General features: G+C 58.1%; 9 protein-coding genes. 5 read left to right on the forward strand and 4 right to left on the reverse strand.

What is annotated here, in order from left to right:
• The first annotated feature begins 74 nt into the window (after window positions 1–74).
• Window positions 75–2,531, forward strand: a complete 2,457-nt coding sequence (locus tag ACWJI7_RS01065) for an SDR family NAD(P)-dependent oxidoreductase (protein ID WP_479934579.1) — start codon at window positions 75–77, stop codon at window positions 2,529–2,531.
• A 65-nt stretch (window positions 2,532–2,596) separates the two neighbouring features.
• On the opposite strand, the gene ACWJI7_RS01070 is transcribed toward ACWJI7_RS01065, so the two are convergent.
• From ACWJI7_RS01070 to ACWJI7_RS01080, 3 genes are read right to left on the reverse strand one after another with little or no spacing between them, the layout of a single operon-like run.
• On the reverse strand, window positions 2,597–3,667 hold the full coding sequence (locus ACWJI7_RS01070; protein ID WP_479934581.1) for a hypothetical protein: 1,071 nt from the start codon (window positions 3,665–3,667) through the stop codon (window positions 2,597–2,599).
• A gap of 5 nt (window positions 3,668–3,672) precedes the next feature.
• Window positions 3,673–6,267: an HlyD family secretion protein gene (locus tag ACWJI7_RS01075; protein ID WP_479934582.1), complete on the reverse strand. Its 2,595-nt coding sequence runs from the start codon at window positions 6,265–6,267 to the stop codon at window positions 3,673–3,675.
• 35 nt (window positions 6,268–6,302) lie between these two features.
• Window positions 6,303–7,301 carry a tetratricopeptide repeat protein gene (locus ACWJI7_RS01080; RefSeq protein ID WP_479934584.1) on the reverse strand — a complete coding sequence of 333 codons (999 nt, stop codon included), beginning with the start codon at window positions 7,299–7,301 and terminating at the stop codon, window positions 6,303–6,305.
• Window positions 7,302–7,866: 565 nt separating this feature from the next.
• Here ACWJI7_RS01080 and folP point away from each other — a divergent pair.
• On the forward strand, window positions 7,867–8,730 hold the full coding sequence (gene folP / locus ACWJI7_RS01085) for a dihydropteroate synthase (RefSeq protein ID WP_479934585.1): 864 nt from the start codon (window positions 7,867–7,869) through the stop codon (window positions 8,728–8,730).
• Window positions 8,731–8,769: 39 nt separating this feature from the next.
• Window positions 8,770–9,234 carry a GFA family protein gene (locus ACWJI7_RS01090; RefSeq protein WP_479934587.1) on the forward strand — a complete coding sequence of 155 codons (465 nt, stop codon included), beginning with the start codon at window positions 8,770–8,772 and terminating at the stop codon, window positions 9,232–9,234.
• Window positions 9,235–9,249: 15 nt separating this feature from the next.
• On the opposite strand, the gene ACWJI7_RS01095 is transcribed toward ACWJI7_RS01090, so the two are convergent.
• Complete coding sequence (locus ACWJI7_RS01095; protein ID WP_479934589.1) at window positions 9,250–13,272, reverse strand: magnesium chelatase subunit H; 4,023 nt, start codon at window positions 13,270–13,272, stop codon at window positions 9,250–9,252.
• A gap of 161 nt (window positions 13,273–13,433) precedes the next feature.
• Between ACWJI7_RS01095 and dapB the strand changes: the two genes are divergently transcribed.
• Window positions 13,434–14,321 carry a 4-hydroxy-tetrahydrodipicolinate reductase gene (gene dapB / locus ACWJI7_RS01100; RefSeq protein WP_479934591.1) on the forward strand — a complete coding sequence of 296 codons (888 nt, stop codon included), beginning with the start codon at window positions 13,434–13,436 and terminating at the stop codon, window positions 14,319–14,321.
• Between the two features lie 23 nt (window positions 14,322–14,344).
• The gene (locus ACWJI7_RS01105) at window positions 14,345–14,989 is read left to right on the forward strand and encodes a hypothetical protein (protein ID WP_479934592.1); all 645 of its coding nucleotides are present in this window, start codon (window positions 14,345–14,347) and stop codon (window positions 14,987–14,989) included.
• The last annotated feature ends 51 nt before the right edge of the window (window positions 14,990–15,040 follow it).

Below are 15,040 nucleotides of genomic sequence, written 5' to 3' on the forward strand. Positions count from 1 at the left end.
AGGCGAAGCCAACTCAACTATCCCACTTCGACAGTGTCAGTCATCGATTGCCTGTCCTGGTATCTGGACAAGGCTTGAAGCACACCAAGCGTCAGACCATTGTAATCGCTCCAAGTCCATCCAATACCTTTTACTCAAAGCTACTTGACGGAGTCCCCAAGACCAACCTGTTTGATTATGCCCTTAGTTCGGCAGAATCAGCACCACCAACCGAACTGCTGAACCTGATCACGGAAGCCTCAAGCCTTCCTGGCGAAGGCGCTCAAGAAGGCCTCATGCTGATCTGCCATCTTGAGAACTTTGGACAGTCCCTGAAGGCTTTAAGCCAGTTCGAACCGGATGAAGCCATCAAGTCCCTTTGGACACTCTTCTCTCACCTGCGCTCAGTGCTGGAGCCGCTTTCGGCAGCATCGACACCTCATCGCTTAGTGTTCATTCATCATGGACAAGGGGATTTCGGACGTCGCCAGATAGCCAGACCGGCAGACTCGTCTATCACCTTTTCCTACATCGCTGCCTTGTCAGGCATGCTCAAATCGATCACATCTGAGTATTCAAACATCCAATCAACGGTTATTGATCTCAATCGTCAGGTTGCCAATTCAGAGGAATCAAGATCCTACCTGGACTTTATTTGCTCCCTCGAATCACCTGAGCAAGAATACTCAATTGATCGTCATGGGCTGCATGTCCACTCCCTGGTTCCATGCCAACCCAGTGACGAAGAGCCGAGCACACTCGTCAAGCGTCAACCCACCTGTCTCCTGGCGCTTGGGGGAGCCCGAGGCATTGCCGTCGCCGCCCTAGAGAAGATTGGATCCAAGCATTCGTCCCTCATCATCACCGGACGGTCCGAGCTCAGTCTCCCGGCATGGTACGAGCCTGATCGATCAGTGCCGCAGCTTCGGGCACAGCTCATCCAGCGTCATCGCGAAGCTGGGGAAACGGTTACTCCAGCATCCATTGAAAAGGAAATCAAAAAGCTGGCAGCGTCAAGGGAGGCCCTGACAACCATGGATCGCCTGTCAGGGATCTACGCATCAGTGACCTACATACAAGTAGATCTACTCGATGAAAATGCGCCTGCAACGATTCTGAATAGCTTGGCAAAGGAAGGAATAACCGTCGATTCGATCATCAATGTTGCCGGAATCATCGAAGACTCACTTGTTGCCAACAAAAAGCAAGATAGCTTCAGGCGTGTTCTCTCTACAAAGCTTCAGGCCCTCCGCCTGACATTTCAATTACTGGAGAGCCACCCGATCGAAACGATCATCAACTTTGCTTCGATCGCCGGCAAGACTGGGAATTTTGGACAGTCTGACTACTCGGCCGCCAATGAATTGATCAATGCTGGCAGCTGGCTCTGCGCCCAATACAAACCTTCACTTAAAATTAATTCAGTTAATTGGGGGCCTTGGGCATCGGCTGGAATGGCAACTCAAGACGTTAATGATGCCTTTGCCGCGAAGGGAATCATTCCCATCCCATTGGAGCAGGGGGCAGATTGCATCAAGTCACTCGTATGTAGACAATCCACACTTCCCCTTGAAGTTACCGTCGGTATTTATGATTCAACAAAGTTTACCCAATCCGACTTTAATATCGAGACTGTTGAAGAGTTCTATCCATTTCTAGGACGACACTCCCTCTCCATTCAAACGGCCACGCAGAACGGAACTCCAACCGAAACCTATAATCTCCTATTCGACTCGGATCGTCTCCCTTACCTTCAATCTCACCGCAAGTTTGGACGTCCCGTCATGCCTGCTGCGGCCTCCTGTACCTTTGCCATTGAAGCCTACCAACGCAAGCGCAGCAGCTCTGCCCTAAACAATCAGGCCGGTGTTCTCCGAGTGACAACAGAAGTCCTTTCTGGAATTGTCTTTGAAGATGGAGTGTCACGAGAGTTCTCGTTCGAAGCGACTGGAAACCATGACCAGACAATCACCTGCAAGCTCAGAAGAAGCCATTCGAAGCGTTACTCGTATCGAACGACGGTTGAGGCGATCCCTGCTCCTGAACTGAGCAGAGATCTTCTGGGTGCACTAACGAATAGGACCCAGGATCAAGCAGCGATGATCAAAATAGATCAGGCTCAATGCTATGAGAAGTATTTATTTCACGATGGTGTTTTTACAGTCATTTCTAGTTCTCCAATGATTCTACGCGAGTCAGAAGTGATTGTGTCAACCTTAAGATCCCATGGCACTGCTGCTTTGCTTGGCAAAGCCAGCAGCCATGAGGGATATCTAGACCCATCACTCTTGGATGGTCTACTTCAAATGGGATTAGTTATTTTGCGAGAACTTTATCAGACTAGTGCGCTCCCCAATAAACTTGTTGTTGATGTCTACGAAACTCCAGAACAGGGATGCCAATACTTGGCAAGTGGACGCATCGTTGAAGTTAATCCACTTACCAGTAAAGCCTATTACGAAGGACTCATCACAACTACAGACGGAAAACCCTTGCTGTGCCTTTCCTATGCTGAGATGACACATTCAACAAGTATGATTGATGAACTGTAAACGCGGCCCCACTCCGAGCCGAGAGCCATACCCCATTCAGGCGAGCTTCTCAGATGGCAACAGGCTTATGGCCATGCGGCAAGTCGATTCGACAGCATAGGAAATCCCAGATTCTGACAGAGCTCATCACAACGGGAGATCAACTCGGGCTTCTCTTGGATGGTCATCCAGTAGTCAGGAACTTGCTTGCTTGGATCTGAGTGGTGACCAATATGTGCGGAGGGATCTCCTCCCAAAGTAATGTCAAGCCACCAGGATGTCCTATCCCGAATTGGAGACAGCACTGGCCTAGCACGATGGCTGATCCATTGATCAAATCGGGATGTCATCGTGAGTCTTCGCTTGACTCCTGCTGCGAAACGACTCACAAGCGTTGAAGACTTACTCTGAACACCAGAGTTAGCATAGTCAGATCGAATAAATTGTAAGATTCGCTCCGTAGAGTAGCGCCCTACCGCTTCTGGAAACAGCATGCGTTTTAAGGTCTTGGGATTCCGGTGAAGCTTGATCTTATTGAGCAGTTCCTCATTGATCCAACACCACATCTCCAGAGGATCAAGAGTCACATCATTTTGCTTTTTCCTGGCCATAGCCCACCATATCAGTAGAGAGTCCAAGCCATGAATGGATGTAAGTACTGATGCCGCGTAGAAGAAAGGATCGCGAAAGAGGTAGATAAACTGGGATTCAGGAAATGACGACTCAACATTAGGAATCAGATCGGGATAGAGCCCAAGACTGAATGATGGGTCATAAAGCCGTTGAGAGGTATTTTCCAGAAAACGAGAATACGTACTCGAAAATGTACGCCTCGTATACATTGTAGCTAGATCATGATAGGCGGCTTCGAGCTGGTAGGTTTCAAAGCCTCCATAGATGATGGCGGCAAGAGCCCGGACCAAGCCATCATCCAGTCCATAGAGATCCAGTGGGGATTGAAGTGGCTTGAGATCATCCATCTGCTGCCTAAGTGGAAGATGGGTATGCGGCAAACCAATCCCTCCCATTGCCTCCATCGACTGGCAGAATGACAAGGCCCCCCCGCGAGGTGCACTGATCACAAAGGTCAAACGATGATACTCAGCAGCAGATTCCATGGCTGCTGAGATGGACTGAGTGGGGGTGGCAGTGAGCATCAATGTTATGGAAGGAATGACCAGAGATCGACGTTGATAAACCTAGTGATCGGAGCCAAGAGGTTCAAGAGAATGCACGTATAGCCGACTTGGATCTTAGCGTATCCCTTAGAGCCGATAAAATTAGTCGGCAAACTATCCTCTAACTGAATCTGAAGCTCAACATACTGAAGGCCTTCAAGCTCAACTGTTGTTGGACTGATTGATGCCACGGCCCCAGAAAACTCCTGGTCCCAGACGGAGTAAAGCCTGAGATCACATGGAAGGCCAACGCTGACACGTGCTCGATCGTATTCGGGGATCAGGGCAATCGTCTGGGTCAAGGGCTGAGCCTTTACCGTTACAATCGTTTCTCCTGGAGTAACCGTTCGGCCGAGCAGAGCCTTTGTATTCGAGCTGATAACACCATCAAATGGCATCGACAAGGTAAGCCGCTCAAGCCGAGTATCAAGAGCTTCAAGGGCAATTTTACTCGCTTCCAAACTACTCTCTGCAGCAGCAAGTTCGTCCATTGCTTTGGATAGGCGTTCCTCAGCATTGACGTCTTGATCAATGGTCTGATTCCTTCCGGCAACGACGAGGCTGGCCTCGGATGAGCGAAGATCACTCATTACAGCTGCGAGTTCCCCGGAAAGAGCCGCTTGAGAAGAAAGGGCGTTTTGAAGTTGAAATTCACTGATGGCACCAGAAGCAGTCAAGCTACGAAGTTTTGAAATCTGCTCATCTTGTATCTTGATTTGGTTTTGTAGAGATGCAATCTTTGCTTTGTTCTTTTCAACCATTGCAGCTGCACTGAGCAGTTCTTCATTCCTGTTCTGCCCTTCAAGTTGAATACTGCCTGTTTCGATGGAACGTATCAACGTTTTGGATGTTCGTATCTCAGACTGAAGTTTGGCAAGTTCTTGTAGTTGTTGACTTCGCAGGGAATTTAATGTTGAAGATGAGAGTTCAAGAATCTTGGTACCCTTTTCCAGAATGTTGGAGGAAGGTCCGGGCTGCAGGATCTGGCTCACCGAGGCCGTCTCGGTCGAGCGGATGTCAAGAGCTTCTCCCTCGGTCACATTTGCCGATCCAGTGACGGATGCACGAAACGGAAAAAGAAAGATCACGATAAGAATGAATGTTAAAAAGAACTTACTTGTGAAAAAGCTTGTGATGCCAAAATGTAAGGAGTGCAGAAATGACTTTGCAGCTCCTGAAGCTTGATTGGTGAGAGGCTCATCCGATGACCCCAGGGAGTAAGACGTAGGCTTGGCACGAACGGATGATTCAGTAGAGCCGAGCGAAGCACGGCTTGAGATCAACTTCGTAAAAAAGGTGAGATATAAGAAGCGAATCAAGAGTACCGTCAGAGCTATTCTGACAATTAATGCTGTCCAATGGCCAGCAAATTGAGGAACTTCGGCAGAAATATTTGGAATCAGAACATTATATAAGATCAGCATTTTTATGCTGAAAGCAATCAATAATGCAATGAGGAAAAGTAGGCTATTATAATCTGAGCGGGATAGGGAAATCTTTCCAAATTGGCCTTTAAACAGAGCTGATACTGTTGTGAGGGTACGTTTAACCGAGATCTTAAGGTAATTCTTTGGCATCACCTCAAAGAATTCAAGGAGACGTCTACCGGGAGTATTACGAACTGGAATCAACAAGATGATCATGCTGGCCAGAGCCCCTTGAATGATCGCCACTAGAATATTGAGCTGTGAGTAGGGGGATGTATCTGGGATTGGCGTATAGACATACAGATAAAGAATCGATAGAATCACCAGGTAAAGCCTGACAAGAAGAGGTTGGGCAACTAAGATGAGTTCTTCAAGCTTAGTGGCTTTACTCTTCAGCTCTTTACTATTTTGCTCTTTGGCAAGTCGAGGCAGAAAACCCCACTTCAGCCTGAGATAGAGTTTCTGATTGTCAATATGGAGAGAATAAGACAGCAGGATCGATATAAAGACACTGATGAAGTTGATCACAATTAACATGATCAACAGGCGAGAGAGGCCCGTTAAGGGATCAGATCGTCCGGCCAGCAGGACAGCAAGAGGCTTGACACCGAAATAGAAACTATAGATTACTCCAATGAACACAATCACGGTCAATGGAAAGATCCAGGCTTGGAGCCGGATCAATGCTCTTGGCGGTCTCAGCAGACCGCGTGACGTTACCCAATTAAAACTAAACAGTAGGATCTTACGATCTTCCTTGGTTGACTTCTGCTGAGGGGCGGCTTGCTGCGATCCATTCGGAAGCAGTTGAGTCCCTACACTGCCATTCGCCTGAAGTTGAGGACCACTGCCAAGCCCTGCTTGGGCAGGGCCACCGGAAGGCAGCAGAATGCCACTACTGCACAACCAGTCAAGATATTCATCACGACTGGTGCCTGTTCGCGATGGATCGAAAAACGGCTTGCAGGTAGCAAACAGTTGATCTACCGATCCATCATTGGAGTCTGCTTGAAGGATGGCATCCCACTCGGAAGCAGATAACTTGAATGATGTAGTTCTGTCGCCAAAGTATAAGCGATACTGACCCTCTACCAGCGGTGAGGTGCGGATAGAAGGATTGATTGTAAATGAACTACTATCTCCAGCTATCATCAGACAGAAAGGCAGAGAACGCAGATCAAGTTGTTTTAGAATTCATCATCATCTTCAACGGCTCCACTTCCAGCCAACCCACTCCCAGCGCCTGGTGCGGTTTTGAGCTTCTCCAACTTATCGGCCAGACCATGGATCAACTGTTCGCAGCGTGTCTGCTGATCTTGCTTGGAGAGTGTTGATGGATCAACCGTGGGCTGGGACACGGATCCATCGGTTGGATTCACGCCAGCAGCAGCAGCCATCAGGCTGGTGAGTGCGAATTCATAGTCAGATTCCTGATATTGAATTTTACCCCAGCAATAGTTGAATCGCGGGCTGTTGCTGCTTTGAATTCGAGTCAGTTCATCCTTGGCTGCTTCATACTCCCCCAGATCAATATAGCATTCAGCGGCATCAATCGACAACCGTTCCTTGAGCTTGTTCGGACATTCATCATTGTCGGCCGTACGGAGTACGGCAAGACCTCTCACTTTGTTGCCTTGGGCAATCAGAATCTCTCCCAGCAAGATCTGGGAGTAGTGATTTTTGGGATCCAGCCTCAGGCAATTGTTGAGATTACGCTCACACTCATCAAGTTGTCCCAGCTGAAGCTGGGAGATGGCGAGCATTCTCCGAAGCTTGGTATCATTGGGATTCTGGAGCACCGCTTCCCGCAGCAGCGTGGCAGCGTTGGTGGCATCTCCCAACTGCTGAAGAAAGGATGCCAGGGTTGTGACATCTCCTTTTTTCGATGGTTTTTGCTGAAGCGCTCGATTGGCATAATCCTGGGCAAGGGCTTTGTTGCCTTCCTGAAGCCTGATCTTTCCAATTCTGGAGATGAGCCTTATATCTTCCGGCGTAAGGGACAGGGCTTTCTCAAGATGGGCCATCGCCACCGAGGAATCACTCTCGGATCGGGCAATCGCAGCCATGGCAACATGGTAAGGAGCGTAGAGCTCACCATCTGGAACTCCGGCCAGAATCCGCCTGGCCTCAGGGAAATTCTTCTCTTTGACGATCAGCGTTCGCACCTGCTTGAAGGTTGACTTCAAGTGACCCGGCAAAACCAATGCCATCTCTAGTAGACCTCTGAGCTTTGCGAACCTAGCACGATGCTCTTGCTGCAGTCAACTTGCCTGCTCCGTTGTATCGGGTTCCAGGCATGACGGTCTGTGAATGGGTGGATGCCTGTCGCCTATTCCGCTGCAGATGCTGCCCCTCGCCTCCACATCTTGTGTGAGTTTGCTCACGCTTGTTGCGCCTTCTTGATGTGCACTTCCACTCCTGCCCATCGATCGCACCACGTCCGCGGATCCAACAGGAGTGACGGCGGAGCGGCCATCGACGGATCCCCCTTGCACGGCTGGATCGGGCCCAGACGCTCGCGAGCAGCCCAGGCCCGCCTCCGGGGGGACAGGGATCCTACTGCTGAAGGCCATCAGGATCCTCGCCAGGTTCCCGCCGAGGATCGATTGGCCTGTCCCCAGGTAACCTCGGGCCATCCCATCCGTGGGGACCATCGGGCTGAGGGGAGGCCCTCCCCAGTGGGGAGCCGGCAGGACGATGATGGCGTCACCGCTCGAACGGTGTCCGCTCCTTCAGGCCACTCTCCCCCGGATGACGACCTGCCGCGACGTGATCCTTCCCCGACGATCTTCCCTGAACTGGGGAGCTCGCACCTATGTGATGGGCGTGCTCAACGTCACGCCGGATTCCTTCAGTGACGGCGGTCGTTTCAATCGGGTGGATCGGGCCCTGCGGCAGGCCAGACGCCTGGCACGCCAGGGCGCCGATCTCCTGGATCTCGGCGGGCAGAGCACCCGCCCGGACGCCGCCGAGATCAGTAGTGCCGAGGAACTCTCCAGGGTGATGCCGGTGCTGACTGGGCTGCTGGCGGAGATGCCAGCTGCCGCTCGCCCCCTGCTCTCGATCGACACCTTCCGACCCGCGGTGGCCGAGGCGGCCCTGACGGCCGGGGCCGACTGGATCAACGATGTGGGAGGCGGGCGTGACCCGGGGCTGCTGGCCGTTGTGGCCGCCGCGGGCTGTCCCTATGTGCTGATGCACAGCCGCGGCGACAGCCGCAGCATGGATGCCCTGGCCGTCTACAGCGATGTGGTGGAGGAGGTGCGTCAGGAATTGCTGCGGGCCACCGGCGCCGCCCTGGCGGCCGGCGTGCGGGCGGATCAGCTGATCTGGGATCCGGGCCTGGGGTTCGCCAAGACCACCGAGCACAACCTCGACCTGCTGCGGGGGCTGGCGGCGCTCCGGCAGGAGGGCTTCCCCCTGCTGGTGGGGCCCTCCCGCAAACGCTTCATCGGCGCTGTGCTGGAGGAGCCCCGGCCCCGGGCCCGGGTCTGGGGAACCGCCGCGGTCTGCGCCCAGGCGATCGGTGCCGGTGCCGATGTGCTGCGGGTCCACGACGTGGGGCCGATCGTGCAGACATCACGGATGGTGGATGCGATCGTGCGGACCCGCTGAGGGCTGCCAGCCTCGGAGAACCCCTATTCCCCACCCCCCATGCAGGGTCACTGCCTCTGCGGTGCCGTCACGGTGACCGCTCCCGACCACACCAGCCTCGACGCCTGCCACTGCAGCATGTGCCGGCGCTGGGGGGGCGGACCGGCCCTGATGATCGCCTGCGGCTCGGAGCTCACGATCGAGGGGAAGGAATCCCTCACGACCTACCGCTCTTCGGCCTGGGCGGAGCGGGGTTTCTGCTCCACCTGCGGAAGCCACATCGTGTACCGGTTGATCCCCAGCGGCGAACACTTCGTGCCGGCGGGACTGTTCCAACCCGACATCGGCTTCCAGTTCAAAGCGCAGGTCTTCATCGACAGGAAACCGAGCTACTACAGCTTCGCCGATTCCACGCACGATCTGACCGAAGCCGAGGTGTTCGCCCAGTTCGGATCCCTGATCGAAGCCACCTCGCAGGGTTCACCGGAGAGGGACAACGGCAATGGCGAAAGCAACGGCTCCTGAGCCGGAAGCCGGGGGTCAGTCCGCGGTGACCCCCTCGATTCGGTCTTCGATCTCCCGGTAGATCTCCTGGAGCTGCTGGATGTTCTCGTCTGAGGTCTCCCAGTAACCGCGGCCGTTCACTTCCAGCAGGGTGCCCACGATGCGGCGGAAGCTGTGGGGGTTGAGCTCCATCAGCCGCTGTCGCATCTCCGGATCGTTGATGAAGGTGTCGTTGGCCTCTTCGTACACGAAGTTGTCCACGGCGCCGCTGGTGGCGCTCCAGCCCAGGGTGAAGTTGAGTCGTTTGGCCACTTCACGCACCCCTTCGTAGCCCGAGTTGAGCATGCCCTCGTACCACTTGGGGTTGAGCAGCTTGGTGCGGGAATCGAGGCGGATCGTTTCGCTCAGGGAGCGCACCTGGGCGTTGGCGGTGGTGGTGTCGGCGATGTAGCTGGTGGGGGCCTTGCCGTCGTCACGGAGGCCGGCGATCAGCTTGGTGGGGTCGGAATCGAAGTAGTGGCTCACATCGGTGAGCGAGATTTCGGCGGAATCCAGATTCTGGAAGGTCACATCGGCGGTTTTCATCGCCGACTCGAACACGCCCCGATTCTGGTTCATCTCTCCGGGATTGTCGGCGTTGAAGGCAAAGGTCTTGCGGGAGAGGTACATCTCCTGCAGTTCACCCTCCTCCTCCCAGGTGCTGTTCTCCACCGCCAGGTTCACATTCGAGGAATAGCTGCCGCTGGCATTGGAGAACACCCGCGTGGCCGCCTCCCGCAGGCTGATGCCCTGGGCCGTTGCCTGCTCCTGGCTGTGCTTGCGCACGAAGTTCAACTCCAGAGGCTCCTCGGCCTCAGCCGCCATCTTCACGCCCTGGTCGATCAGGCCCATCTGGTTGATGAACAGGTCACGGAACACGCCGCTGCAGTTCACCACCACGTCGATGCGGGGCCGCCCCAGCTCTTCGAGGCTGATCAGCTCCAGCTTGTTGACGCGGCCCAGGGAATCGGGCACCGGGCGCACGCCGATGAACCAGAGGATCTGGGCGAGGGATTCGCCGTAGGTCTTGATGTTGTCGGTGCCCCAGAGCACACAGGCGATCGTTTCAGGCCAGCTGCCCAGATCGGCCGTCTGGCGCTCGATCAGCCGGTCCACCACCACCTTGGCGGCGGCGATCGCGGCGCGGGTGGGGATCGCCTGGGGATCGAGGGCGTGGATGTTCTTGCCGCTGGGCAGCACGCCGGGGTTGCGGATCGGATCACCGCCGGGGCCGGGGATCACGTATTCGCCATCGAGGGCCCGCAGCAGGCTCTCCATCTCCATGTCGGCGCAGATCTGCTCGAGGCAGAAGCGCAGGTAGCCGAACAGGGTGTCGAGCTGGGCGGGATCCACGGCGGCAAAGCCGGAGCCGCGGCAGGAGCTCAGCCAGGGGCTGGGGCGCTCATAGCCGAAGCGCTCCAACAGAGCGAAGAACCAGCCGAAGCGGCCCTTGAGATCCACCCGGCCATCACTGCCGGTGACCGCCCTTACCATCGAGGCCACCGCGGCGCGGCAGGCCTCGGTGATCCGCTGGTTCAGCTCCACATCGGCCAGCACGCCGGCGTCGTTGCCGCGGTAGACCTCCTCGATGGTGCGGCCGATGCTCTCGGCCAGCAGGGCCGGCAGGCTGCGGTAGCCCTCCTCCTCCCGCTCCAGGGCGGCGATGTTCACCAGGGTGGCGATCGCCTCCTCCGCGGTGGGGGGCTTGCCGATGGTGTGCAGGCCGCAGGGCAGCAGCCGGCTCTCGATCTCCATCAGCTGGCGATAGAGCGCCCCCACCACGCCGTCGCGGCCGTCGAGATCCAGCCCGCTGGCATCCAGCTCCGGCAGGGTCACGTCCTTGTCGAGGTTGCAGAGGCGGGCGGTGTCCACGATCGCGTTGACGATCTGCACCCCCCGGCTGCTCTCGCGCAACTGCTGGTAGGAGCCCACCAGTTCGCCCAGCTCCTTGAGGCCCCTGTAGAGGCCGGCGTTCTCGGCCGGTGGGGTGAGGTAGCTGATCGTGGCGGCGTAGCCCCGCCGTTTCGCGATCGTGGCCTCAGAGGGATTGTTGGCTGCGTAGTAATAGAGATTGGGCAGGGCGCCGATCAACGAATCCGGGTAGCAGGTTTCGCTCATGCCCATCTGTTTGCCGGGCATGAATTCCAGCGAGCCATGGGTGCCGAAGTGGAGCACCGCGTCGGCTCCCCAGACCTTCTCCAGATAGGTGTAATAGGCGGCGAAGCCATGGTGGGGGCTGGCGCTGCGGGAGTAGAGCAGCCGCATCGGATCGCCCTCGTAGCCGAAGGTGGGCTGCACGCCCACAAACACATTGCCGAAGTGGCGGCCGTAGATCAGCAGGTTGGTGCCATCGGAATTGAGGTTGCCGGGGGGCTTGCCCCAGTTCTCCTCCAGCCGCTCGGAGTAGGGGGTGAGCCGCTGGTACTCCTCGACGCTCATGCGGTGGGCGATGGCCAGCTCCGGTGCGCCCTGGAGCGCTTCGGGATCGCTGATCACCGCTTCCATCAGCGCCTTGGAATCGCGCGGCAGGTTCTGCACGTCGTAGCCCTTGCGCTTCATCTCCTCCAGCACCCGGTGGATCGAGCCGAAGACATCGAGATAGGCGGCGGTGCCCACATTCCCCTTGTCGGGCGGGAAGCTGAACACGGTGATGGCCAGCTTTTTGTCGAGGCGGGGCTTGGTGCGCAGGGAGGCCCAGCGGATCACCCGCTCGGCGATTGCTTCGACCCGGTCCTGCAGGGTGTGGGCCTTGCCGGTGGCGTCATCGCGGCCAGAGAGCACGATCGGTTCGATGGCGCCATCGAGTTCGGGGATGGCGATCTGCAGGGCCACCTGGACCGGGTGGAGGCCCAGATCGCTCTCCTCCCATTCCTGGGTGGTCTGGAACACCAGCGGCAGGGCCACCATGTAGGGCCGGTTCAGTTTTGAGAGGGCTTCGATGGCGCGGGGGTGGTCCTGGCGGGCCGGGCCGCCGATCAGGGCGAAGCCGGTGAGGCTCACCACCCCATCCACGATCGGCTGCTCAGGATTCAGGGGGTCGTAGAAGAAAGCCTTCACGGGCTTGGAGAAATCCAGCCCGCCGCAGAACACCGGGATCACCGTGGCGCCGCGGTATTCCAGCTCCTGGATCACGGCCACGTAGTGGGCCTCATCGCCGGTGACGATGTGGCTGCGTTGCAACACCAGGCCGATCACCGGACCGCACCTGGCCTTCTCGCTCAGATCGGCGCGGCTGGCGCTCCAGTTGAGATAGTCCTTGAGGTCTTCGAACATCTCCGGCGCCAGGGGGTGCCAGAGGCCCAGATCCGGGAACACCACCGGCTCGGCCACCTTGAGGGCGGGCCGGCCGGTATCCCCCCGGGGGAACACGTATTTATCGGCCAGCATCAACAGCAGGTTGCGCAGGTTGTCCGGCGTTCCCCCCAGCCAGTACTGAAAGCTGAGCATGAAGGAGCGGGCATCCTGCGCCTTCTCCACGGGGAGATACTTCAGAACCGTGGGCAAGGTGTTGAGCAGCTTCAACATGGCGTCCTGGAAGCCGGCACCATTGGCCTCCTTCCGCTTCTTCATGAAGCTGGCGATGGCGCTCTTGCTCTGGCCCAGCTGGGCCATCGAGAAGGTGCCCAGCTTGTTGAGCCGCATCACCTCCGGCATGGAGGGGAACACCACGGCGGCCTTGAGCCGGTCGCGGTGGGGGGCCACCGCCTCCACCACCTTCTGGGCCAGGTCCTCGATGAAGATCAGCGAGGCGATGAAAACATCAGCCTCAGCCACATCGGCGCAGAAGGCGGCGTAGTTCTCCGGATCGCGCAACTCCTCGATCAGGTAGCCGCTGAGGTCGACGGCCAGGGCGCTGTTCTGGCCGTTGAGGCTGTTGGCCGCCTGGGTGAGAGCGTTCTGGTACTGGGGCTCAAGCACCACGTACACCGCCCGCATCACCGCCCGCCCCTCACTGCCGGCCGGGGCCGCGCACTGGGCAGGGCTGACCCGGCGGCTGGCGGAGCGGACCTGCGTGAACATCGGCGCTGGCTTTGAGCAATATGAAGCAGCCTACGGAACCCCGCCAGGCGGCGCCGCCCCGAGCGCCAAGGCGTTACAGGCCCGGGGGGCTCGTGCACCGACCCTCCGGCCGCAGCGGAATCGCCGCCATAGGCTCGGGCCCAGGAACACTGCCAGCCCCCATGAGCGCCGACCCGTCCCCACTCCGCGATGAGCCGGCGGCGGCAGACGCCCACGCCCCGATCCCGGTGGTGGTGGCCGGCGCGCTCGGGCGCATGGGGGACCAGGTGGTGCGGGCCCTGCTGGCCGCATCCGACTGCCGCCTGCTGGGGGCCATTGACACCACTCCCGGCAAGGAGGGGCTTGATCTGGGGCTGGAGCTGGGGTTGGGGGAGCTGGAGGTGGCGATCACCGCCGATTTCGAGGGATGTCTCTGCCAGGCCAGCCAGGCGGTGCGCTCGGACGGGCCGGGCCGGGGGGCCGTGCTGGTGGATTTCACCCATCCTTCGGTGGTCTACGAGCACACCCGCGCCGCGATCGCCTACGGGGTGCACCCGGTGATCGGCACCACCGGCCTCAGCCCTGCCCAGCTGAACGATCTGGCGATCTTCGCCGCCAAGGCCGGCATCGGGGGAGCCGTGGTTCCGAACTTCTCGGTGGGGATGGTGCTGCTGCAGCAGGCTGCCGCCGCCGCCGCCCGCTTCTATGACTTCGCCGAACTGACGGAGCTCCACCACCACCGCAAGGCCGACGCCCCCAGCGGCACCTGCCTCAAGACCGCCGAGATGATGGAGGAGCTGGGAAAACCCTTCAACCCCCCAGGGGTGGAGGAACACGAGAGCCTGAGCGGCTGCCGCGGCGGTCGCCGCGAGAGTGGTCTCCGGCTGCACGCCATCCGCCTGCCCGGCCTGGTGGCCCACCAGGAGGTGCTCTTCGGCGCCCCCGGCGAGACCTACACGCTCCGCCACGACACGATCGAGCGCTCGGCCTACATGCCGGGCGTGCTGCTGACGGTGCGAAAGGTGCGCCGTCTCGAGGGTTTGATCTACGGCCTGGAACGGCTGCTGTGACCATGGCCCCAGGAGCCTGAGCGATGCTGATTCCCCTCAAACCCGGCGAGCTGCAACGGCTGATTCCGGCGGTGGCCAGCGGCCCCCAGTTCAGCTTCTGCAGCGGCAACCCCCAGAGGGTGCTGCAGCGGGTGCTGATCTCCGTGATCGGCGGAGTGCTGGCGCTGCTGATCGCCCAGAGCCAATTCTCCTACCGCTTCGGGCCGGTCTGGCTGGTGGCCGGCTTCGTGTTTCTGCTCTACGTGCTCTGGGGCCCGATCCTGGAGGCCGGCAGGAAGAACGCCACCCTGCGGCGCTACCCAAAGGCGGCCCTGTTCGAGGGGACGATCGCCGATCTGTTCACGAAGGAACTGGTGGAGGACCGCAAGGAGCAGGCCGACAACCGGGGGCGGCTGGAACTGGTGGAGAACCGGCGCACCTGGCTGTGCCTCGAACTGGAGGACGAGGACGGCTACCTGGGCCAGTTGCGCTTCCCGATGGAGAAGAAGCACAAGACCATCCGGACGGGCATGGTGCTGCGCTGCCTGGTGCTGAGCGAACGCCCCGACTTCTCCCGCATCGGCGCCCTCACCGACGGCTGGATCCCCCAGCTCAAGACCTGGGTGGGTCCCTACCCTTATCTGCTGCGACCGGCCTTCGAGGAGATCTGCCTGCGGCGGCTGCGCTGACCCGCCGGAATCGCGACGGGAGCTTCATGTTCCGCAACAATGCGTTACAGT

The sequence above is a fragment of the Cryptocyanus atlanticus LEGE 06306 genome (genome assembly GCF_056633155.1).